Source organism: Streptomyces sp. Y1, assembly GCF_041053115.1.
GTDB lineage: Bacteria > Actinomycetota > Actinomycetes > Streptomycetales > Streptomycetaceae > Kitasatospora > Kitasatospora rubellomurina.
This window is the reverse complement of record NZ_CP163445.1, coordinates 3654856-3677062: the sequence shown is the minus strand read 5'-3', so window position 1 is coordinate 3677062 and position 22207 is coordinate 3654856. Positions and strand designations below refer to the sequence as shown.

The following is a 22207-nucleotide window of genomic DNA, read 5'->3' as shown; positions in this document are numbered from 1 at the left end:
CCACATGACGACCTCAGCCCAGGACCGCATGGAACAGGCCCTGCCGGCCATCCGGGCCCTCCAGAAGCGCGCGGCCGAGCTGGAGGCGCAACGCTCCGAGCCGATCGCGGTCGTCTCGATGGCCTGCCGCCTCCCCGGCGGGATCGACACCCCGGAGGGCTTCTGGGAGCTGCTGGCCTCGGGCGGCGACGCGATCGGCGGCTTCCCGGAGCGCTGGCAGGGCCTGGACCTGTTCGACCCGGACCCGGAGGCGGTGGGCAAGAGCTACGCCCGGGAAGGCGGCTTCCTCACGGACGTCGAACGCTTCGACGCCGCCTTCTTCGGCATCTCGCCGCGCGAGGCCCTGTCGATGGACCCGCAGCAGCGGCTCGTCCTCGAAGCCTCGTGGGAGGCCCTGGAGCGCGCCGGCATCCGCCCGGAGACCCTGGAAGGCAGTCGGGCGGGCGTCTACCTCGGCACCATGAGCACCGACTACGGCAGCCTCGGCCAGGACCTCGACGCGCTCGACGGCTACATCAGCACCGGCAAGGCCAGCAGCGTCGTCTCCGGCCGCGTCTCCTACGCGCTGGGGCTGCAGGGCCCGGCCGTCACCGTGGACACCGCCTGCTCGTCGTCGCTCGTCGCCGTGCACCTGGCCGTCCAGGCGCTGCGCGCGGGCGAGTGCGAGCTGGCGCTGGTGGGCGGCGTCACCGTGATGAGCAACCCCTCCCTGTTCGTCGAGTTCAGCCGGCTGCGGGGCATGGCGGCGGACGGGCGCTGCAAGAGCTTCGGCGCGGGTGCGGACGGTGCCGGTTGGGCCGAGGGGTGCGGGGTCCTGGTGCTCAAGCGGCTGTCCGCCGCTCAGCGCGACGGGGACCGGGTGCTCGCGGTCATCAAGGGCAGCGCGATCAACCAGGACGGGCGCAGCCAGGGGCTGACCGCGCCGAACGGGCCGTCGCAGCAGCGGGTCATCCAGGACGCCCTGGCGGCGGCCCGCCTCTCCGCCGCCGACATCGACGCGATCGAGGCGCACGGCACCGGGACGTCGCTCGGCGACCCGATCGAGGCGGGGGCGCTGGCGGAGGTCTTCGGGCCGAACCGGCCCACCGACCGCCCGCTGCTGCTGGGCTCGTCCAAGTCGAACATCGGCCACGCCCAGGCGGCGGCCGGTGTCATCGGCGTGATCAAGATGGTGCTGGCCATGGAGAACGGTGTGCTGCCGCGCACGTTGCACGCCGACGAGCCGACGCCGCACGTCGAGTGGGACGGCAGTGGGCTCGCCCTCCTCCAGGAAGCCACCAGCTGGGAGCGCGGCGAGCGGGCGCGTCGCGCGGGCGTGTCGTCCTTCGGCCTCAGCGGCACCAACGCCCACGTCATCCTCGAAGAGGCCCCGGAGGCGCCGGCCGCCCCGACCGGCGAGGGTGCGGGCGACCTCTCCGCCCTCCCGGTCCTGATCTCGGGCCGCGACGAGGCCGCCCTGCGCGCCCAGGCCGCCCGCTGGGCCGACTGGCTCGACGCCAACCCCGGCATCCCGCTGGCGGACGTCGCCCTGACCGCCGCCCACCACCGCACCCACTTCGAGCACCGGGCGGTGGTCGTCGCGGGCTCCGCCGACGAGGCGGTGGCGCAGCTGCGCTCGCTGGCCGCCGGTGACTCGGCGGGCGTCGGCGTCGCCGGTCACCCCGGCGAGGTCGTGTTCGTGTACCCGGGCCAGGGCAGCCAGTGGCTCGGCATGGGGGCTGCCCTGCTGGAGCAGTCCCCGGTGTTCCGTGACGCCGTCGTGGCGTGCGACGCGGCACTGCGTCCGATCACGGGCTGGTCGGTCCTGGACGTGCTGGCCGGCGCGGGTGGCGATCACCCGCCCGTCGACCGGGTGGATGTCGTGCAGCCGGCGCTGTTCGCGATGGGTGTGGCGCTCTCGGCGCTGTGGCGTTCGTGGGGCGTCGAGCCCAGCGCCGTCGTCGGTCACAGCCAGGGCGAGGTCGTCGCGGCCGTCGTCTCGGGTGCGCTGTCGCTGGAGCAGGGCGCCAAGGTCGTTGCCCACCGCTCGGCGGCCGTGCGCGCGGTGACCGGCTTCGGCGGCATGGCGCTGGTCGAGCGGCCCGTCACCGAGGTCGAGGAGATCCTGAAGGCCTACGACGGCCGGCTCTCCGTGGCTGCGGTGAACACGCCCGGCTCGACCGTGGTCAGCGGTGAGAGCGAGGCCATCGACGCCCTGGTGGCGGACCTGGCGCAGCAGGATGTGTTCTGCCGCCGGGTGAACGTCGACTACGCCTCGCACAGCGCGCAGATGGACCCGCTGCTGCCGGGCCTGGCGGAGGAGTTCGCCGACCTGACGCCCGGCCGTGCGTCCGTTCCCTTCTACTCCACCGTCCTGGGCCGGGTGCTGGACGGTCCCGAGCTGGACGGTGCGTACTGGTGCCGGAACCTGCGGGAGCCGGTCCGCTTCGACCGGGCGCTGGAGCAGCTGCTCGGCGACGGCCGCAACGTGTTCATCGAGGTCAGCGCCCACCCGGTGCTGGCCATGCCGCTGACGGACGGCAGTGCCGAACACGGCGGCGTGGTCGTCGGCTCCCTCGCCCGCAACGAGGGCGGCCTCGACCAACTCCTTAAGTCCCTCGGCCAGTTGCACACCCAAGGTGTGGCCGTCGACTGGACGAAGGTCCTCGGGAACAGCGGCGACCTGGTCACCGACCTCCCCACCTACGCGTTCCAGCGCGAGCACTACTGGACCGAGGTGGGTTCGGGTTCGGCGGATGCGGGCTCGATGGGCCTCGAAGCCTCCGCCCACCCGTGGCTGGGCGCGGGCACGGCGCTCGCGGACGGTGAGGGCCACCTGTTCACCGGGCGGTTGGCGCCGAACGGCCAGCCGTGGCTGCGCGACCACGCCGCCTTCGGCACGGTGCTCGTCCCCGGCACCGGGATCCTGGATCTGGTCCTGGCCGCCGGCCGTGAGGTCGGCGCGGGTCGGGTCGAGGAGCTGGCGCTCGTCGAGCCGCTGGTCCTGGAGGGCCCGGTCCGGCTGCAGGTCGTCGTCGGCGGTGTGGACAGCGGCCGCCGGCCGGTCTCCCTCTACAGCCGTCCCGAGGACGCGCAGGACGGTTGGACGCTGCACGCCTCCGGTGAACTCGCCGAGGAGAAGGGCGAGTCGGAAGGCTTCGACGCTCTTCGCCACTGGCCGGTGGTGAACGCCGAGTCCGTGAGCCTGGAGGGCTTCTACGAGCGCTTCGCCGCCCGGGGCTTGGCCTACGGTCCGGCGTTCCAGGGCCTGACCGAGCTGTTCCGTGACGGCAGCACCGCGTACGGCCTCGTCCGGCTCCCCGAGGGCCTGAAGGCCGACGAGTACGGTGTCCACCCCGCTCTGCTGGACGCCGCCCTGCACACCCTGGTCGGTGCCCGTGACGAGGCCGAGGGCGACCAGCGGGTGTTCCTGCCCTTCGAGTGGACGGGCGTGGAGCTGTTCGCGGCCGGTGGCACCGAACTGCGGGTGCGCGTCGACCTGGACGCGTCGGGCACCAGCGCCCGGATCTGGGTGGCGGACCCGGCCGGTGGCCCGGTGGCGTTCGTGGACGGACTGCAGATCCGCGAGGCGACCGCCGAGCAGGTCCGCGGGGCCGCCACCGTCGACCACCTCTACCGCGTCGACCACCAGGAGGTGCAGCAGTCGCCGTCCTCGGCGGAAGCCGGCCGCAGCGCCGTCCTCGGCGGGAACGGCGACCTGGCGCGCCTGCTGGGTATCGACCACCTCGTCGACGCCGACGTCGACGCCGACGAGCTGCCCGGCCGGACCCTGGTGGACCTGACGGGCTGGGCCGGCCGACCGGTCCACGAGGCGCTGGCGGACGTGCTCGCGCTGGTTCAGCGGCTGGTGGACGAGCCTGGCGAGCTGGTGTTCGTGACGCGCGGCGCCGTTGCCGGTGAACCGGTGCAGGCCGCGCTGGCGGGCTTCGTCCGGACGGTGCGCGCGGAGTACCAGGACCGGGCGATCCGACTGCTGGACCTCGACACGAACGCGGACGCCGGCACCATCGCGCGGGCTCTGCTCGCAGACGGTGAGCCGGAGTTGGCCGTGATCGGCGGCCGGGTCACGGCCCCGAGGCTGGTGCGGGTGTCGGCGGCGGACGCGTCCGAGCGGGTCGTGCTGGACCCGGAGCGGACGGTTCTCGTCACCGGCGGCACCGGTGAGCTGGGCCGGGAGCTGGCCGAGCACCTGGTGCGCCACCACGGTGTGCGTCACCTCGTGCTGACCTCTCGTCAGGGTGAGGCGGCCTCCGGCGCCGCCGATGTCCGGGGCGCACTGCTGGCCGCCGGTGCGGAGAGCGTGCGGATCGAGGCGTGCGACGTCGCGGACCGTGAGCAGATCGCGGCGGTCGTCAACGGCCTTGGTGGCGCGCTCGGTTCGGTGTTCCACCTGGCCGCCGTCCTGGACGACGGCCTGCTCGCCGGCCAGAGCGCCGAGCGCTTCGCCCGCGTCCTGGCCCCGAAGGCCATCGGCGCCCGTCACCTGCACGAGCTCACCCGGGGCCTGGACCTGGACGCGTTCGTCCTCTTCTCCTCCGCCGCCGGTGTCCTCGGCAGCGCGGGCCAGAGCGGCTACGCGGCGGCGAACGCCTACGTCGACGCCCTGGCCGCGCGGCGCCGGGCGGACGGTCTGCCGGGCCTGAGCCTGTCCTGGGGCCTGTGGCAGCAGGCCGGCACCGGCCTGACCGCCCACCTCGGCGACGCCGAACTCCAGCGGATGCGCCGCCAGGGCGTCGCCGCCCTCACCCCCGCCCAGGGCCTGCGCGCACTCGATGCCTCGCTCGGCTCCGCCTTCGCCCACGTCGTTCCCGTCCGTCTCGAACTGGGTTCGGTGCGACGCGAGTTGGAGCGCGGTGGTGACGTGCCGCCGCTGCTGCGGTCCCTCGTCCGGGCCCGCCTGCGCCGCGCGGGGACGGCTGCGGCCGCGCCCTCCGCGCTGCGCGAGCGCCTGGCGGCGCTGAGCCCGGCCGAGCGCCAGGGCACGCTGCTGGACCTGGTCCGCCGCGAGGCGGCGGCCGTCCTCGGCGTCGGTGGCGCGGACGGCATCGGCGCTCAGCAGGTGTTCAAGGAGCTCGGCCTCGATTCCCTCATGGCCGTCGAACTGCGCCGTCGTCTCGCCGCCGAGACCGGCCTGACCCTGCCGTCCACCCTCGCCTTCGACTACCCGACCCCCACCGCGATCGCCGGCCTGATCCTGGACCGGCTCGACCTCGGCACCGCGAAGCCCGCACTCACCCCCACCCGCGTCCTCGCCAGCGCCCGGACGGACGACCCGATCGCGGTCGTCTCGATGGCCTGCCGCCTTCCCGGCGGGATCGACACCCCGGAAGGGTTCTGGGAGCTGCTGGTCTCCGGCGGTGACGCCATCGGCGGCTTCCCCAAGCGTTGGCAGGGCCTGGACCTGTTCGACCCGGACCCGGACGCCGTGGGCAAGAGCTACGCCCGCGAGGGCGGATTCCTGGAGGACGTCGACCAGTTCGACGCCGCGTTCTTCGGCATCAGCCCGCGCGAGGCGCAGTCGATGGACCCGCAGCAGCGGCTCGTCCTCGAAGCCGCGTGGGAGGCGCTGGAGCGTGCGGGCATCCGCCCGGGCAGCCTGGAAGGCACCCGCACCGGCGTCTACCTCGGCGCCATGAGCTCGGACTACGGCAGCCACGAAGGACGTCAACTCGAAGTCCTGGACGGCTACATGAGCACCGGCAACGCGAGCAGCGTGGTCTCCGGTCGCGTCTCGTACGCGCTCGGGCTCCAGGGCCCGGCCGTGACCGTCGATACTGCCTGCTCCTCCTCGCTCGTCGCCGTGCACCTCGCCACCCAGGCGCTGCGCTCCGGCGAGTGCGAGCTCGCGCTGGTCGGCGGCGTCACCGTCATGAACACCCCCGCACTCTTCGTCGAGTTCAGCCGTCTCAAGGGCATGGCGGCGGACGGCCGCTGCAAGAGCTTCGGTGCCGACGCGGACGGCGCGGGCTGGGCCGAGGGCTGCGGCATCCTCGTCCTCAAGCGCCTCTCCGCCGCTCAGCGCGACGGGGACCGCGTTCTCGCGGTCATCAAGGGCAGCGCGATCAACCAGGACGGCCGCAGCCAGGGCCTCACCGCCCCCAACGGCCCCTCCCAGCAGCGCGTCATCCAGGACGCCCTGGCCGCCGCCCGGCTCTCCGCCGCCGACATCGACGCCGTCGAGGCGCACGGCACCGGGACGTCGCTCGGCGACCCGATCGAGGCGGGTGCCCTGGCCGAGGTCTTCGGGCCCCACCGTTCCGCCGACCGCCCGCTGCTCCTCGGCTCCTCGAAGTCGAACATCGGCCACGCCCAGGCGGCCGCCGGCGTCATCGGCGTGATCAAGATGGTCCTCGCCCTGGAGAACGGCGCCCTGCCGCGCACCCTCCACGCCGACGAGCCGAGCCCGCACATCGAGTGGGACGGCAGCGGACTGGCGCTCCTCCAGCAGAACACCCCCTGGCAGCGCGCCGACCGGCCCCGCCGGGCGGGCGTGTCGTCCTTCGGCCTGAGCGGCACCAACGCCCACCTCATCCTGGAGGAAGCCCCCACCGCCGAAGCCCTCCAGCCGGAAGACTCCCAGCCGCAGGCCCGCCCGGTCCTGATCTCGGGCCGCGACGAAGCCGCGCTGCGTGCCCAGGCCACCCGCTGGGCCGACTGGCTCGACGCCAACCCCGGCACCCCGCTCGCGGACGTCGCCCTGACCGCCGCCCAGCACCGCACCCACTTCGAACACCGCGCCGCCGTCGTCGCCGCCTCCACGGCCGACACCGTCACCGCTCTGCGGAGCCTGGCCGAGGGCCGTCCCGGTGCGGGTGCGGTCGTCGGCCTGCCGGTCGCGAGCGGCCCGGGCCTCGGTGTGCTGTTCACCGGTCAGGGCAGCCAGCGGCTGGGCATGGCCGCCGGTCTGTACGCGTCCTCGGCGCTCTTCCGGGCGGCCTTCGACGAGGTCGTCGAGGTGCTGGACCGGTATGCGGCGCGGCCGTTGAAGGAGGTCGTGTTCGCGGACCCCGAGGGCGTGGATGCGGGACTGGTGCACCGGACGGAGTTCACCCAGCCCGCCCTGTTCGCCGTCGAGGTGGCGCTGTACCGGGTGTGGGAGGCGTGGGGTGTGTCCCCGGCCGCCGTGGCCGGGCACTCGGTCGGTGAGCTGGCCGCCGCGCACGTCGCGGGTGTGCTGTCGCTGGACGACGCGGCGCGGCTGGTCGTTGCCCGGGGGCGGCTGATGCAGGGCTGCGAGACGGGCGGCGCGATGGCCTCCGTGGAGGCGGGCGAGGACGAGGTCCTCACCGCCCTCGCCCAGGTGTCGTCCGGCCGGATCGCGGTCGCGGGCGTCAACTCGCCGACCCAGACGGTGGTCAGCGGCGACACGGCCGCCGTCGAGGAACTGCTCGCCGCCATGAGCGCCGCCGGTCGCCGGGTGCGCCGCCTGGAGGTGTCGCACGCCTTCCACAGCCCGCACATGGACGCGATGCTGGCCGAGTTCACCGCCGTCGTCGAGACGTGCGAGCTGCGGGCCCCACGGGTGCCGCTGGTCAGCACCCTGGACGGCCGCTGGATGGGCGCGGACCTCGCCCCGGGCGAGGGCGTGCGCTCCCCGCGGTACTGGGCGCGCCAGGCCCGCGAGGCCGTCCGCTTCCTGGACGCCCTCCGCACCCTGCACGACGCGGGCGTGCGCCGCTTCCTGGAATGCGGGCCGTCCGGGGTGCTGTCCGCGATGGGCGCCGCCTGCCTGGACGACGCCGTCTTCACCGCCTCCCTCCGGGCCACCGACGACGAACCGGCCGCCCTGCTCGCCGCCGCCGGCGCCCTCCACGTCGCCGGCCAGGACCTCGACTGGACGGCCGTCCTCGGCACCGGCCCTGGCACCAGCACTGCCGCCGGCACCCCCGCCAACCTGCCCACCTACGCCTTCCAGCGCCGCCCGTACTGGCTGGACGCCCCGAGGGCGGGCCGGGACGCCCGTTCCGCCGGGCTGCTCGCGGCCGAGCACCCGTGGCTGGCGGCCGTGACGGCGCTGGCGGGCGGCGAGGGCCACCTGCTGAGCGGCCGGGTGTCGCTCGGCGACCAGCCGTGGCTGGCGGACCACGCCGTCTTCGGTGCGTTCCTCGTGCCGGGCGCGGGTCTGCTGGACCTGGCGCTGTCCGCCGCCCACCAGGTGGGTGCGGCCGGGGTGGCCGAGCTGACGCTGGCCCAGCCGATGGTGCTGCCGGCCACCGAGGGCCTGAGGCTGCAGGTCAAGGTCGGCCCGGCGGACGAGCACGAGGCCCGCCCGCTGGAGATCCACAGCCAGTCGGAGGCGGCCGCCCCCGACGCGCCCTGGACCCTGCACGCGCAGGGCCGCCTGGCCGACACCGGGGGCGACGCCACGGCGGAGTCCGCCGAGCTGGGCGCCTGGCCCGTCCCGGGCGCCGAACCGGTGGCGCTGGACGGCCTCTACGACGGCCTGGCGGAGCAGGGCCTCGGCTACGGTCCGGCCTTCCGGGGCCTGACCGAGCTGCACCGCCGGTCGGGCGAGCGGGTCGCGTACGGCAGGGTCGTGCTGCCCGAGGGGCTGAGCGCGGACGGCCACGCGATCCACCCGGCGCTGCTCGACGCCGCGCTGCACACCCTGGCCGGCGTCACCGCCGACTCCGACTCCGGCTCCGACAGCGGCGAGCCGGACACCGTGCTGCTGCCGTTCGCCTGGTCGGACGTGACCCTGTACGCGACGGACAGCACCGAGCTGCGGGTCCGGGTGGAGCTCACCTCCCCGGACGGCCTGGCGGCCCGGGTGCTGGTGACGGACGCCGCCGGCGAGCCGGTGCTGTCGGCGGGCTCGCTGGAGGTGCAGCGGGCCCGGGCGGAGCAGCTGCGGGTGCGGCCCGCCTCGGGCGCCGAGCACCTGTACCGGCTGGAGTTCCAGCCGCTGCCGGAGACCGGCGCCGCCGCCGGCCTCGGTGACACCGTCGTCCTCGGCGGCTCCTCGGAGCACCCCGTCGCCGCCGGGCTGGGCCTGACCACGGTCCGCGACCTGGCGGACCTGCTCGCCCGCCCGGCCGTCCCGGCCCGCATCCTGGTCGACCTGTCCGAGACAGCTGCGACCGCCGAGGCCGGTGCGGCCGAGCGGACCGCCGTCACAGCCCTGGAGCAGGTCAAGCTCCTGGTGTCCGACGTCCGCTTCGCCGACACCGAGGTCGTCTGGCTGACCCGGGGCGCCGTCCCGGCCCGCCCCGAGGACGAGGTGCCGGCGCCCGAGCAGGCCGTGCTGTGGGGCCTGCTCCGCTCGGTCCGCACCGAGCACCCGGAGCACCGCCTGCGCCTGCTCGACCTGGACCCGGACCAGGCCACCGACGCCCACGGGGACCCGGACCAGGTCGCCCGGGCCCTGGCCGCCGCGGACGAGCCCGAACTGGCCGTCCGCGCCGCCGCCGTCCTCGTCCCGCGCCTGCGCCCGACGCAGTCGGCGGACGGCACCCTGCTGCCGCCCCCGGCCGCGGCGGCCTGGCACCTGGACATCCGGGAGAAGGGCCGACTGGACACCTTCGCCCTGGTCCCGGTCGAGGACGGCGGCCCGCTCGGCGAGCACGAGGTGCGGCTGCGGGTGCACGCCTCCGGCCTGAACTTCCGGGACGTGCTGAACGCGCTCGACATGGTGCACGCCCCCAAGCTGGGCCTGGAGTGCGCCGGCGTGGTCCTGGAGACCGGACCGGGCGTCGCCCACCTGCGCCCGGGGGACCGGGTGATGGGCCTCGCGGTCGGCACCTTCGGCACCGAGGTCCGGGCGGACGGCCGGATGATGGTGCGGATCCCGGACGGCGTCGGCTTCGCCGAGGCCGCGACCGTCCCGCTGGCCTTCCTCACCGCCTACCACGGGCTGCTCGAACTCGGCGGGCTGACCGCCGGGGAGCGGGTGCTGGTGCACGCGGCGGCGGGCGGCGTCGGCATGGCCGCCGTCCAGCTGGCCCGGCACTTCGGCGCCGAGGTGTGGGGCACGGCGAGCGCCGGCAAGTGGGCGACGCTGCGCCGGCTCGGGCTGCCGCAGGAGCGGATCGCCTCCTCGCGCGACACCGGCTTCGAGACGCGGTGGCGGACGGACGGCGGCTTCGACCTCGTGCTGAACTCGCTCACCGGCGAGTTCATCGACGCCTCGCTGCGGCTGCTGGAGCCGCGCGCCGGCCGCTTCCTGGAGATGGGCAAGACCGACATCCGGCGGGCGGCGGAGGTCGCGGCCGCCCACCCGGGCGTCCACTACCGGGCGTTCGACCTGATGGACGCCGGACCGGACCGCATCCTGGAGATGCTCACCGTCGTCGCCGACCTGCTGGAGCGGCGGGTCGTCGCCCCGCTGCCGTTCGCCGCGTACGACGTGCGCCGGGCGGCGGACGCGTTCCGCTTCATGGCGCAGGGGCGGCACATCGGCAAGCTGGTGCTCACCTCGCCGCGCCCGCTGGACCCGGACGGCACCGTCCTGGTCACCGGCGGCACCGGCGAGCTGGGCCGCCTGACGGCCCGCCGGCTGGTCACCGGGCACGGCGTCCGCCACCTCGTGCTGACCTCGCGCCGCGGCCCGGCCGCGGCCGGGACGGACGAGCTGGTGGACGAGCTGCGCGCGGCCGGCGCCGCCACCGTCCGGGTGCTGGCCTGCGACGTGGCGGACCGCGCGCAGGTCGCGGCGGCACTGGCGGCGGTCGACGCCGACCACCCGCTGACCGGCGTGGTCCACCTGGCCGCCGTGATCGACGACGGCGTCGTGGTGAACCAGACCGCCGAGCGGTTCGGCCGCGTCCTGGCCCCGAAGGCCACCGGCGCCCGCCACCTGCACGAGCTCACCCGCGGGCTGGACCTGGCCGCGTTCGTCCTGTTCTCCTCGGTGGCCGGCACGCTCGGCTCCCCGGGGCAGAGCAACTACGCGGCGGCCAACGCCTACCTGGACGCCCTCGCCGCCCACCGCACCCGTCGCGGCCTGCCCGGCACCAGCCTCGCCTGGGGCCTGTGGGAGCAGGGCGGCACCGGGCTGACCGCCCACCTCGGCGACGCCGAACTGGGCCGGATGCGCCGCCAGGGCGCGCAGCCGCTGACCGTCGAGCAGGGCCTCGCCCTGTTCGACACGGCACTCGGCCGGCCGGAGCCGCTCCTGGTGCCGCTGCGGCTCGACCTGGACCGGCTGCAGCGCGCGGCGGGGTCGGAACTCCCGCCGCTGCTGCGGGCGTTGCTGCGCACCCCGCTGCGCCGGGCGCGCCGCTCGGCGGCGGGCACCGACTCGCTGGGCGAGCGGCTGGCCGGCCTGACCGGCCCGGAGCGGATCGCCTCGCTCACCGAGCTCGTCCGGCAGGAGGTGGCCGCCGTCCTCGGGCTGTCGGACACCGCGACCGTCCGGGCCGAGCAGCCGCTGCGCGACCACGGCTGGGACTCGCTGATGGCCGTCGAACTGCGCAACCGGCTCTCCGCGTTCGCGCAGGTGCCGCTGCCCAGCACGCTGGCCTTCGACTACCCGACGCCGCAGGCCATCGCGGACTTCCTGAACGTCCGCCTGGACTCCGGCGCCGTCCGGCCCGAGGACAGCGCCCCGCCGCAGGACCCGGAGCAGGCCGCCCGCTGGGCGCTGGGCCGGATCTCGGCGGCCGACCTGCGGCAGAGCGGCCTGCTCGGCCGGCTGCTCGAACTCGCCGGCGCCCCGCAGGCCGCCCCGGTGGGCGGCGGCACGGACGCGCTCCGGCTGGCCGAGGAGCTGACCGTCGACGAGATGGACCAGGCCCTGGACGCCGTCCTCGGCGTGCTCTGACCCGTCCGCACCCGCCCGATCCCGCACCCGCCCGACCCCGCACCCGCCCGATCCCGCACCCGACGACGCCCGGAACGCCGGACGGCCCCCGATCCGGGGCCTCCGGCGCCCGGGCGTCCCCGCACCGACCCCTCGGGAGGTCCCGTCGTGTCAACCACCGTGCAGGAGACCGCACTTCCCGCGCCACCTGCCGCCGAAGCCGCCGAAGCCGCCGAGCCCGCCGAAGCCGCCGAACCCGCGGATCCGCCGCAGGCGCATCCCGCCCCGCCGCGCCTGCGCTGGCTGCTGCTGGCCGTCGTCACCGGCGCCTCGTTCCTGGACAGCCTCGACGTCAACATCGTCACCGTCGTCCTCCCCGCCGTGCAGCGCGACCTGGGCGCCGACTTCGCCACCGCCCAGTGGACGCTCGCCGGCTACGCCCTGGCGTTCTCGCTCTCCCTCATCACCGGCGGCCGGCTCGGCGACATCCACGGCCGCAAGCGGGTGTTCCTCGCCGGGGTGGCCGGCTTCACCCTCGCCTCGGCCGCCTGCGGCTTCGCCCCGAACGCCGAACTCCTGGTCGCCGCCCGCCTGGTGCAGGGGGTGGCGGCGGCGCTGATGGTGCCGCAGGTGATGTCGGTGATCGTCACGCTGTTCCGCCCGAAGGAGTGGCCGGTCGCCTTCGCCGTGCTGGGCGCGGCGCTCACCCTGGGCAGCGTCGGCGGCCCGCTGCTCGGCGGACTGCTGACCGGGCTCGACCTGTTCGGCCTCGGCTGGCGGGCGATCTTCCTGGTCAACCTGCCGCTCGGGCTGCTGATCACGGGGCTCGGCGCCGGACTCCTGCCGGAGAACCGGCACGAGGGCCCGCCCCGGCTCGACCTGCCCGGCGTCGCGCTGCTCACCGCGGCCGCGTTCGGGCTGATGTACCCGCTGGTGCAGGGCCGCGAGCAGGGCTGGCCGGCCTGGATGCTGCTGCCGGCGCTCGCGGCGCCCGTCCTGTTCCTGCTGTTCGCCCGCCACCAGCGCCGCCGGCACGCCCGGGACGGCAGCGCGCTGGTGCCGCCGCCGCTGTTCGCCCGGCGCAGCTTCGCGGCCGGGCTGGCGGTGACGCTGCTCGCCTTCACCGGGATCGGCTCGCTCGCGCTCGTCCTCACCTACCACCTGCAGTACGGCCTCGGCTGGTCGGTGCTGCGGACGGCGCTGGCGACGGCGGCCTGGCCGGTCGGCATCGCGGTCACCTTCCAGATCGCGTGGCGGCACGGCACGCGCCGCGGCCGGCTGTTCGTCGGGGCGGGAGCGGCGGTCATGGCGGCCGGTTCGCTGCTGCTGACGGCCGCGGTCCGCTCGGCCGGGGCGGGCCTGTCCTGGTGGCAGGTGGCCGGCGCGGAGCTGGTGGTGGGCTTCGGCATGGGCCTGTGCTCGCCGGTGCTCGCCTCGGTGGTGCTCAGCGAGGTGCCGCCGCAGGACTCCGGTGCGGGATCCGGGGTCGTCAACGCCGTCACCCAGTTCGGTTCGGCGGTCGGTGTGGCCGTGGTCGGGGCGATCTTCCTCGCCGTGACCGGGGGCGTCGCCGCCGACGCGCCCGACCGGATCGACCGGTTCTGCTCGGCGACCGGCGCGACGCTCTGGTACAACGCCGGCGCCTTCGCGCTGACCGCCGCCCTCAGCCGCTTCCTCCCCGGGCCCGCCCGGAGGCCCGAAGACCTCGCCGACCCCTCGCAAGGAGCCCTCGCATGACCGCGTCCAGAACGTCCGTCGCCCCGCTGTCCGCCTTCCACCCCCTGTTCCGCCCGCTCACCACCTCGGAGGTCCCCATGACCGGCAACATCCAGCAGTCCGCCAAGCTCACCGCCGCCCCCGCCGCCGCGCCCGCCGCCCCGCAGGACGACCTGCGGCGCCGCTTCCAGGACGCGCTCGGCCTGAAGAGCGGCGGCGCCGCCCGGCAGGCCCGCGAGGCGCAGCAGGCCGGCCGCAGCAAGGTCGGCGACCTGCACGGCCCGGCCGCCCGCAAGCGCAGCTTCCGCCGCAAGACCGGCTGAGCGCGGGCCGGTGCGGGCGGGGCCGTCACGGCCCCGCCCGCCGCCGTCCCCCGTCCCCCGACGTCCCCCCGTCCCCCTGTCCCCCCGTTCTTCGATTCTTCGAACCGTGAAGGTGTGTGAGGTGCCGTGATCGCAGACATCCTGCCCTCCGAGGTGGCCTCGGCCGAGGCGTTCAACGACGGCCTGGAGGGGCCGCTCTACCCCGAGGAGGCGGCGCAGATCTCCCGGGCGGTGGAGTCCCGGCGGCGCGAGTTCACCACCGCGCGGCTGTGCGCCCGCCGGGCGCTGGCCCGGCTCGGGCTGCCGCCGGTGGCGGTGCCGCCGGGGCCGCTGGGCGAGCCGCGCTGGCCCGCCGGGGTGCTGGGGAGCATCACCCACTCGACGAACTACCGGGCGGCGGCGGTGGTCCGGACGGCGGACGTGCTGGCGCTCGGCATCGACGTCGAGCCCGACGAGCCGCTGCCCGAGGACCTGCTGGAGTCGATCGCCTCGCCCGACGAGTGCGCGCGGCTGCGGGAACTGCGGCGAACCGCCCCGCAGCCGGTGAACTGGGGGCGGTTGCTGTTCAGCGCGAAGGAGAGCGTCTACAAGGCCTGGTTCCCGCAGGGCCGGCGCATCCTCGACTTCTTCGACGCGGACCTCACCTTCACGCCGGAGGGGACGTTCCGCGCGCACCTGCTGCTCACCCCGCTGGAGCGGGAGCTCGGGCTGCGTGCGGACTACTCCGGCCGCTGGCTGGCGCGCGGCGGGCTGCTGCTGACCTCGGTGGTCACGCTCGCGCCCGTCCGCGCGCCGCGGGCGGAGGTCGTAGGGGCGCCCCAGGGGGCATCGAACGGGGCGCCCCGGCTCGGAGGTTACGGTGCCGTGCGCTGACCGGCCGGATCCGTGGCCGTCGTGGCCGTCACCAGGTGCCGCCGCAGGACGTCCGTCACCGCGTCGGCCTCGTCGACCAGGTAGAAGTGGCCGCCCGGGAACCGCCGCAGCTCGAAGTCCCCGCTGGTGTGCCGGCCCCACACCAGCACCTCCTCGTGCGGCGCCTTGGGGTCGCTGTCGCCGGTGAGCGCGGTGATCGGGCAGCGCAGCACGGCGTCCGGGCCGCAGCGGTAGGTCTCGACGGCGGTGTAGTCGGCGCGGATGGCCGGCATGACCATCCGCAGGAAGTCCTCGTCGGCGAGCAGCACGGCGTCCGTGCCGGCCAGGCCGTCCAGTTCGGCGACGATGCCCGCGTCGTCGCGCAGGTGGACGGTGCCGGTGCGCGGCACCGACGGGCCGCCCCGGCCGGAGGCGAACAGGCGCACCGGCGCCAGGCCGTCCGCCTCCATCCGGCGGGCCACCTCGAAGGCGACGACGGAGCCCATGCTGTGGCCGAACAGGGTGGTCGGCCGGGCGGCGAGCCGGGGCCGCAGCGCCCGGTAGACGAGGTCGGCGAGGACGTTGATGTCGGACGGCGTCGGTTCGCCGTGCCGGTCCTGCCGGCCGGGGTACTGCACCGCCACCACCTCGGCCGCGGCGGCGAGTTCGGCCGACAGCGGGTAGAAGAAGCTGGCCGAGCCGCCGGCGTGCGGGAAGCAGACCAGCTGGCCCGCCCCGGCCGGGGCGGGGTGGTAGGTCCGGGCCCAGAGGGCGTCCTCGGCGGCGGTGGCGGTGGTCATGCGGGCGGGTCTCCTCGGGACTGTCCTACGGGTTCGGGAACGTGGGCTCAGCCGGCCTCGGTGCGGAACCGGTCGATGGCCGGCCGGTGCCGCTCGCGCAGTTCGTGGTCGCGCACGCCGAGCCCGGCGCGCGGGGCGAGGCCGAGCACGCCGACCTTGCCGCTGTGGAGGTTGCGGTGCACCGCGCGGGCGGCCTCGCCGACCTCGGCCAGCGGGTGGGTGACCGACAGGGTCGGGTGCACCATGCCCCGGCTGATCAGGCGGTTGGCCTCCCAGGCCTCGCGGTAGTTCGCGAAGTGGGTGCCGACGACGCGCTTGAGCGAGGTCCACAGGTAGCGGTTGTCGAACTGGTGCTGGAAGCCGGAGGTGGAGGCGCAGGTCACCACGGTGCCGCCGCGGCGGGCCACGTAGACGCTGGCGCCGAAGGTCTCCCGGCCGGGGTGCTCGAACACGATGTCGGGGTCGTCGCCGCCGGTGAGGTCGCGGATGCGGGCGCCGAGGCGCTTCCACTCGCGCGGGTCCGGCGTGTGCTCGTCCTTCCAGAACCGGTAGCCCTCGGCGGACCGGTCGATCACCAGCTCGGCGCCCATCGAGCGGACCAGCGCCGCCTTGCGCTCGCCGGAGACCACGCAGACGGGGATGCCGCCGCCGTTCAGGGCGAGCTGGGTGGCGTACGAGCCGAGGCCGCCGCCGGCGCCCCAGACCAGCACCACGTCGCCCTGCTTCATGCCGGCGCCGTTGCGGGAGACCAGCTGCCGGTAGGCGGTGGAGTTCACCAGCCCGGAGCAGGCGGCTTCCTCCCAGGTCAGGTGCTCGGGCTTGGGCATCAGCTGGTTGGCCTTGACCAGGGCGAGCTCGGCGAGGCCGCCGTAGTTGGTCTCGTAGCCCCAGATCCGCTGCTCCGGGTCGAGCATGGTGTCGCCGTGCCCGTCCGCGGACTCCAGCTCGACGGACAGGCAGTGCGCCACCACCCGGTCGCCGGGCCGCCAGCGGGTCACGCCGGGGCCGGTGCGCAGCACGACGCCGGCCAGGTCGGAGCCGACCACGTGGTACGGCCGGTCGTGGTGCGCGGCGTCGGGCCGGGAGCGGCCGTAGCGCTCCAGGAAGCCGAAGGTCGGCACCGGCTCGAAGATCGCGCTCCAGACGGTGTTGTAGTTGACGGCGCTGGCCATCACCGCGACGATCGCCTCGCCCGGGCCGAGCGGCGGCGTGGGCACGTCCTCGACCCGCAGCGACGCGCCCGGGTCCTTGTCCCGCGAGGCCATCCCCTCGAACATGCCGGCCTCGTCCCGGCGCACCGTCGCGCCCCGGTACGACTCGGGCAGCGGCAGCGCCGCGAAGTCCGCGGTGGTGGCGGTGTCGGCCTCGATCGTGCTGATGATGTGTTCCACCGGTCCGTGTCCCTTCTCCGGGCCCGCGTCCGCCGGGCCTTGACGGAAGATCAGCCCCAGTGCGTGTCGGCCGGGTGCGGGACGACGACCGGGGGAGTGGTGCCATCGGCGGTCACGTGCACGCCGCCCGGGACGGGGTTGCCCCAGTGGGTGTCGTCGGTGGTGAGCGGGGAGACCGAGAGGCCGAGGCCGACCAGTGCGGCGAGCGCGGCACCCGCGACGCCGCCGACGACCTTGCGCTGCTTCTTGGTGGTGGTGAACATCTCGGGATCCTCCGTGGTGTGGTGTCGAGGACCGGCTGCTGTCGTCCTCGTGGTCACCACACAACCGTCCGCCGCCATCGACCTCCTTTCGAGCGCCCCTCGCCCGCCGGGGCCCGGGCGACTGCCCACCGATAGCGAACGGATAGCCCCATCCGCCTCGCCGGCCCCGCCCGCCCCTCCCGCCACCGCCCCGACCGGCCCCAAATCCCTTGGACCGTACCGTGGTTGGTTCTGTGACGGGGTCGCAGCGGCGGACCGCGACAGCGCCTATCGGCCGCCGGGCGGGGGCGGGCCCGCCCGGCGGCGGTGCTCAGCCCAGCTGGGCGAGGCCCTCGGTGGCGATCCGCTCGAAGACGGCGAGGTCGTTCTCGAAGATCGAGTCCGGCACCGGCCAGTGGATCACCAGCTCGGTGATCCCCAGCTCCCGGTAGGTGCCGGCCCAGTCGACGAAGGCGTCCACCGACCGCAGCGGCTTCTCCGCCGTCGAGCCCTGGAGCAGCACCTTCTCCAGCGTCGCGACGTCCCGGCCCTTCGCCTCGCAGGCGGCCGCCAGCTTCTCGATCTGCCGCGCGACGACCCCGGGCGCCTGCTCCACCGGCACGTCCGCCGGCCCGCGCGGGTCGCCGTACGTCACCCAGCCCTGCCCGTACTCGGCGGCCAGCCGCAGCCCGCGCGGCCCGGTCGCGGCGACGTAGAACGGCACCCGCGGGGTCTGCACGCAGCCGGGGACGTTCCGGGCCTCCACCGCCGAGTAGTAGGTGCCCTCGCGCGTCGTGGCGTCGCTGCGCAGCAGCTCGTCGAGCAGCGGCAGGAACTCGCCGAACCGGTCCGCCCGCTCCTTCGGCGACCAGGCCTCCTGCCCCATCGCCGTCGCGTCGTAGCCCGTCCCGCCGGCCCCGATCCCGAGCGTGACCCGCCCGCCGGACACGTCGTCCAGCGTGATCAGCTCCTTGGCCAGCGTCACCGGGTGCCGGAAGTTCGGCGAGGTCACCAGCGTCCCCAGCCGCAGCCGCTCGGTCACCGTCGCGGCCGCCGTCAGCGTCGGCAGGGACCCGAACCACGGCTCCTCGCGGAACGACCGCCAGGACAGGTGGTCGTACGTGTACGCGGCGTGGAACCCGAGCTCCTCGGCCCGCCGCCAGATCTTCTGCCCCTCGCCCCACCGGTGGATGGGAAGGATCACCGTACTCAGTCGCATACCGCCGACCCTACGGTAGCCGTGCGCGGCCGGGGCCCTGCGACGTGACGGCCTCGTCAGCGCCGCAGCCAGCCCAGCAGGGTCGCCGCCGTGAACACTGCGGCCGACGCCAGCCCGACCGCGCGCGGGGTCAGCCACCCGGGGCCTTCCCGGGGCGGCCCGGACTGCGGGACGGGCGCCAGCAGCGCGTCCGCGAAGGCCTGGGCGGTCGCCGGCCGGTCCGCCGGCTCGACGGACATCGCGGACCGCAGCAGCAGGGCGAGGTTCGGCGGGAGCTCCGCTCCGGCCGGGAGCGCCGGCAGCGTCGAGGCGGCCGGCTGGTCGGTCAGCAGGGACGCGGCGCGTCCGCCCGGGCCGAACGGCTTCTGCCCGGTCAGCAGCTCGTAGGTCACGACGGCCAGCGCGTACACGTCGGCCCTGCCGTCGAACCCGCCGGTCTGGAAGGCCTGTTCCGGTGCCATGTACGCGGGCGTGCCCGTGGTCACCGTCAGCCCGGACGCGTCGGCCAGTTGCTTCGCGCTGCCCAGGTCCGCCACCAGCACCGCGGCGGGCGCGGGGCCGGCGGCGAGCAGCAGGTTGGACGGTTTCACGTCGCGGTGCACCACACCCGCCTCGTGCAGGACCTGGACGGCGTAGCCGGCCTCCGCGGCCAGCCGCAGCGCCTCCTGCGGCTCGCACTGCCCGACCCGGTCCGCCAGGGTGCCGCCGCGGACGTAGTCCATGACGAAGTAGGGCCGGTCCTCCTGCACCCCGACGTCGTGCACCCGGACCACCCGCGGGCTGGCGATCCGGCGCAGCAGCCTCGCCTCGGTCAGGAACCGCTCGCGCACATCGGCGTTGGCGGCCCAGTTCTCGGCCAGCACCTTCACCGCGACCTCGGTGTCGAGCTCCGGATCGTAGGCCTTCCAGACCGTCGCGAAGGAGCCCGCTCCGAGCCGCTCCAGCAGGAGGTAACGACCGAGCTTGCGCATGTGGCAGCATTCTGCCGGAGTCGGAGGGAGCGCGGAACTCCCGATCGGCGGGCCGGATGCCGGCCGGGACGGAACGGGGGATCCGGGTGTTCGAGGAAGCCGAGCTGGAAGCGCTCGTGACGGCCGCTCAGGCGGGCGACCCGGGGGCGATGGAGCACCTGCTGGCCAAGCTGCGGCCGGTGGTGCTGCGCCGCTGCTCGCGCTTCCTGCCCCACCACGCCGACGCGGAGGAGGCCGCGCAGGACGCGCTGCTGTCCATCAGCACGCACCTGGGCGGGTACGGCGGCCACGGCTCCTTCCTGGGCTGGGTGACGGTGATCGCCTCGAACGCCGCCCGGTCCACCTACCGCTCGATGCGCCGGCGCGCCGAGGAGAGCCACGCCGACCTCCCCGAGTCCGTCGACCCGCGCACCACCAGCGTCATCGCCGGGACCAGGCTCGACGTGATGGAGGCGCTGGCCGCGCTGGAGCAGCAGCACCCCGCCCTGGTGGAGTCCTTCGTGCTGCGCGACCTGGGCGACCTGACCTACGTCCAGGTGGCCGCGCAGCTGGACGCCCCGCTGGGCACGGTCAAGGACCGCATCCACCAGGCCCGCCGCTTCATGCGCGAGCGCCTGGTCACCGGTCCGTGAGCGGCGCTCCCGCGGCGGGCGGCGGCCGCGCGGTCGTCCGGCTGCGGTCCGCCGTCGCCGCCCTGGTGGCGGCCGCCGCGCTCGGGCTGGCGACCGGCCGGTTCGTCCTGCCACCGCCCCCCGGCGCGTCCGCCGCCGCGACGCCCGGCGGGTCCGTCCCGACGCCCGCGTCCTCGGCCTCCGGCACCGGCACCAGTACCGCCTCCGCCTCGCCGACCGGTGCGGTCGTCACCGGCGCGGCCGGGCCGGTGACGACCGCGAACCTGCTGGCACCCGCGGCGTTCGGCCCGGACATCGGCCCCGGGCGGATCCACGTCGCCGACCGGTACGGCGACGGGTCCTACGCCAACGCGGCCTGCACCGGCGAGAAGAGCCTCAGCCAGACCCTGGGCGGGCGCGGTGCCCACTTCCGCGGTCTGATGACCGGCTCCCGCACCAGCTCGGGCGACCCCACGCTGGCCGACGCCGTCGCCGACCAGGTCGCCCGCGAGGTCGCCGCCGAGGCCCAGAGCCCTTCCCTGGCACAGAACTACGCCGAGCGCCTGCTGCTGGAGGAGGTGCCCTGCCAGGAGGACACGCCGGGGCACTGGGTCTACGGACGGACCACGACGCTGCAGCTCGCCCCGGACGTCACCGCGAGCTGGATGGGCTACTACCAGGGATCGCTCAACACCACCGGCAGGGCGCCCGAGGGCAAGGAGCCCTGCGGCGGCATCGCCGTGCTGCGCAGCGGCACCCACTACGGAGTGCTGGAGGTCTCCGCCTGCCTGGGGACGGCCGCGATGAACCGGGTCGTCGGGACCGCTCTGTCACAGCTGTGAAACAGCGGGTCGGGGCTCCAACTTTCCCTTCCCCGGCGGCATCTCCCCGGTTGTACGAGGACGCAGCAGGCGTCCCGACCAGCAGGGGGACCAGATGACCGAGAACCGGACCGTCCAGCAGAAGTCCGTCCGCCGCAACCGGCTCGTCGCCGCGGCCTGCTTCGCCGCCTCGCTGATCACGGTCAGCGTCGTCGGCACCCAGTCGGCCAGCGCGGACGGGGCCGCGCGCGACGCCGCGCCCCGCGCCGCGGCCGCCACCCGCCCGGCCGCGGCCGCCGCGCCCGGACTGGGCTCCGCCCGCCTCGTCCAGAGCGAGGACTTCCGGCGGGGCCCGAACCCGGTCGGCGCGACCGTCGTGCTGACCGGGCGCCAGGCGCTGTCCGCGTGCTCCGGCGAGGAGACGATGCGCGATCTGACCAAGGAGAAGGCCACCGCGTACGCGGCCGTGACCTGGACCTTCGACACCAAGGGCGGACTGACCGAGTCGGCCGCGAGCGCCCCCACCGAGACCGCGGCCGCCACCTGGGAGCAGCAGCTCGTCACGCTCGTCCAGGACTGCCAGGACGAGCCCGCCGGCCACTGGCGCTACGGCGCGGCCCACACCCTGACCGCCGCCGGCGGCACCGCCCACTGGTACCCGGCCTACAACGGCGACGGCAGCGCCAGCGGCGGGGTCGCGGTCCTGCGCAGCGGCACCAGGGTCGCCGTCGTCGAGCTCACCGGCCAGTCCGCCGACGCCCCGGCCGCCGTCGAGGGCATCGCCACCGCGGCGCTGAACCGCCTCTCCTCTTGAGCGGGGGCGGCGGCGGACAGGGTGTCGGGGGGACGCGCTAGTCTGTCCGCCGCACAGCGAATCTGATCATGTGTTGAAAATCGGGGGTTGCTTCGCCATGCCTGTTTCCAGGAGACCACTCGCCGCCGCCCTGGTCGTCGCCGCCGCGTTCGGCCTCGCCGCCTGCGGGCCGGACGACCCGTCCGACAACGGCCAGGGCAGCGCGCCCACCACGGCCGCCACCGCGCCCGCGTCCGCTCCCGCCAGCCCGGCCGCGCCCGCGGGCAAGCCGACCGGCAAGGCGTCCGGCAAGCCGTCCGCCGGGGCCAGCGGGGAGCCGGAGGGCTTCTGCACCAGCGACCCGCTGCCCGCCGGGCAGAAGTGGGTCAACGTGGAGAAGGGCACCACCGCGACGGCCCTCACCTACAAGGAGACCAAGGACGCCTGCGGCGTCGACGACGTCGCCCACGAGCCGGTCGGCGCCGCCAAGACCGCGCAGTTCGCGCCCACCGTCAAGGGCCACCTGCGGTCGGTCGTCGCCCCGCCGAAGGAGGTCAACGCGGCCGACCTGGCCAAGCACATCAACGAGTGCATCACCACGCCGGGGAACCAGAAGGGCTTCTACCCCTGCTCCAGCGGCGACTACAAGGTGGCGTTCGACGCCTCCGGCAAGGTCACCGAGATGTGGGAGCGTCCGAGCTCCTGAGCCGGCAACGCACGTGACGTCG

13 protein-coding genes are annotated in these 22207 nt (G+C 75.3%); 8 read left to right on the top strand and 5 right to left on the bottom strand.

The window, feature by feature from the left end; translation table 11 throughout:
* Positions 1 to 4 precede the first annotated feature (4 nt).
* The 4 genes from AB2U05_RS15560 (at position 5) to AB2U05_RS15545 (ending at position 14652) form a co-directional block, all read left to right on the top strand.
* Positions 5 to 11761, top strand: coding sequence for an SDR family NAD(P)-dependent oxidoreductase (locus tag AB2U05_RS15560; RefSeq protein ID WP_369183493.1), 11757 nt, complete (start codon positions 5 to 7; stop codon positions 11759 to 11761).
* A gap of 147 nt (positions 11762 to 11908) precedes the next feature.
* A complete protein-coding gene (locus AB2U05_RS15555) occupies positions 11909 to 13477 on the top strand; it encodes an MFS transporter (protein ID WP_369183492.1) in 1569 nt (522 codons plus the stop codon).
* Positions 13474 to 13779, top strand: coding sequence for a DUF5302 domain-containing protein (locus tag AB2U05_RS15550; protein WP_369183491.1), 306 nt, complete (start codon positions 13474 to 13476; stop codon positions 13777 to 13779). Before AB2U05_RS15555 ends, AB2U05_RS15550 begins: the two co-directional genes overlap by 4 nt.
* A 126-nt stretch (positions 13780 to 13905) precedes the next feature.
* The gene (locus AB2U05_RS15545) at positions 13906 to 14652 is read left to right on the top strand and encodes a 4'-phosphopantetheinyl transferase (RefSeq protein WP_369183490.1); all 747 of its coding nucleotides are present in this window, start codon (positions 13906 to 13908) and stop codon (positions 14650 to 14652) included.
* Here AB2U05_RS15545 and AB2U05_RS15540 read toward each other — a convergent pair.
* From AB2U05_RS15540 to AB2U05_RS15520, 5 genes are all read right to left on the bottom strand, one after another.
* On the bottom strand, positions 14634 to 15431 hold the full coding sequence (locus AB2U05_RS15540) for a thioesterase II family protein (RefSeq protein ID WP_369183489.1): 798 nt from the start codon (positions 15429 to 15431) through the stop codon (positions 14634 to 14636). The two genes, AB2U05_RS15545 and AB2U05_RS15540, sit on opposite strands and share 19 nt — an antisense overlap.
* A 47-nt stretch (positions 15432 to 15478) precedes the next feature.
* Complete coding sequence (gene ccrA, locus AB2U05_RS15535) at positions 15479 to 16822, bottom strand: crotonyl-CoA carboxylase/reductase (RefSeq protein WP_045703754.1); 1344 nt, start codon at positions 16820 to 16822, stop codon at positions 15479 to 15481.
* Positions 16823 to 16872: 50 nt separating this feature from the next.
* The gene (locus AB2U05_RS15530) at positions 16873 to 17085 is read right to left on the bottom strand and encodes a hypothetical protein (protein WP_045703755.1); all 213 of its coding nucleotides are present in this window, start codon (positions 17083 to 17085) and stop codon (positions 16873 to 16875) included.
* Positions 17086 to 17395: 310 nt separating this feature from the next.
* Positions 17396 to 18283 (bottom strand): LLM class flavin-dependent oxidoreductase, encoded by an 888-nt coding sequence (locus tag AB2U05_RS15525; protein WP_045703757.1) that lies wholly within the window; start codon positions 18281 to 18283, stop codon positions 17396 to 17398.
* A gap of 56 nt (positions 18284 to 18339) precedes the next feature.
* On the bottom strand, positions 18340 to 19254 hold the full coding sequence (locus tag AB2U05_RS15520) for a serine/threonine-protein kinase (protein ID WP_045703758.1): 915 nt from the start codon (positions 19252 to 19254) through the stop codon (positions 18340 to 18342).
* Positions 19255 to 19340: 86 nt separating this feature from the next.
* On the opposite strand from AB2U05_RS15520, the gene AB2U05_RS15515 reads away from it, so the two are divergent.
* The 4 genes from AB2U05_RS15515 (at position 19341) to AB2U05_RS15500 (ending at position 22185) form a co-directional block, all read left to right on the top strand.
* The gene (locus tag AB2U05_RS15515) at positions 19341 to 19886 is read left to right on the top strand and encodes an RNA polymerase sigma factor (RefSeq protein WP_244179031.1); all 546 of its coding nucleotides are present in this window, start codon (positions 19341 to 19343) and stop codon (positions 19884 to 19886) included.
* Positions 19883 to 20707 carry a hypothetical protein gene (locus AB2U05_RS15510; RefSeq protein ID WP_369183488.1) on the top strand — a complete coding sequence of 275 codons (825 nt, stop codon included), beginning with the start codon at positions 19883 to 19885 and terminating at the stop codon, positions 20705 to 20707. The genes AB2U05_RS15515 and AB2U05_RS15510 overlap by 4 nt, the downstream gene beginning before the upstream one ends.
* Positions 20708 to 20801: 94 nt before the next feature.
* On the top strand, positions 20802 to 21500 hold the full coding sequence (locus AB2U05_RS15505) for a hypothetical protein (protein ID WP_369183487.1): 699 nt from the start codon (positions 20802 to 20804) through the stop codon (positions 21498 to 21500).
* Positions 21501 to 21597: 97 nt separating this feature from the next.
* The gene (locus AB2U05_RS15500; protein ID WP_369183486.1) at positions 21598 to 22185 is read left to right on the top strand and encodes a hypothetical protein; all 588 of its coding nucleotides are present in this window, start codon (positions 21598 to 21600) and stop codon (positions 22183 to 22185) included.
* Positions 22186 to 22207 lie beyond the last annotated feature (22 nt).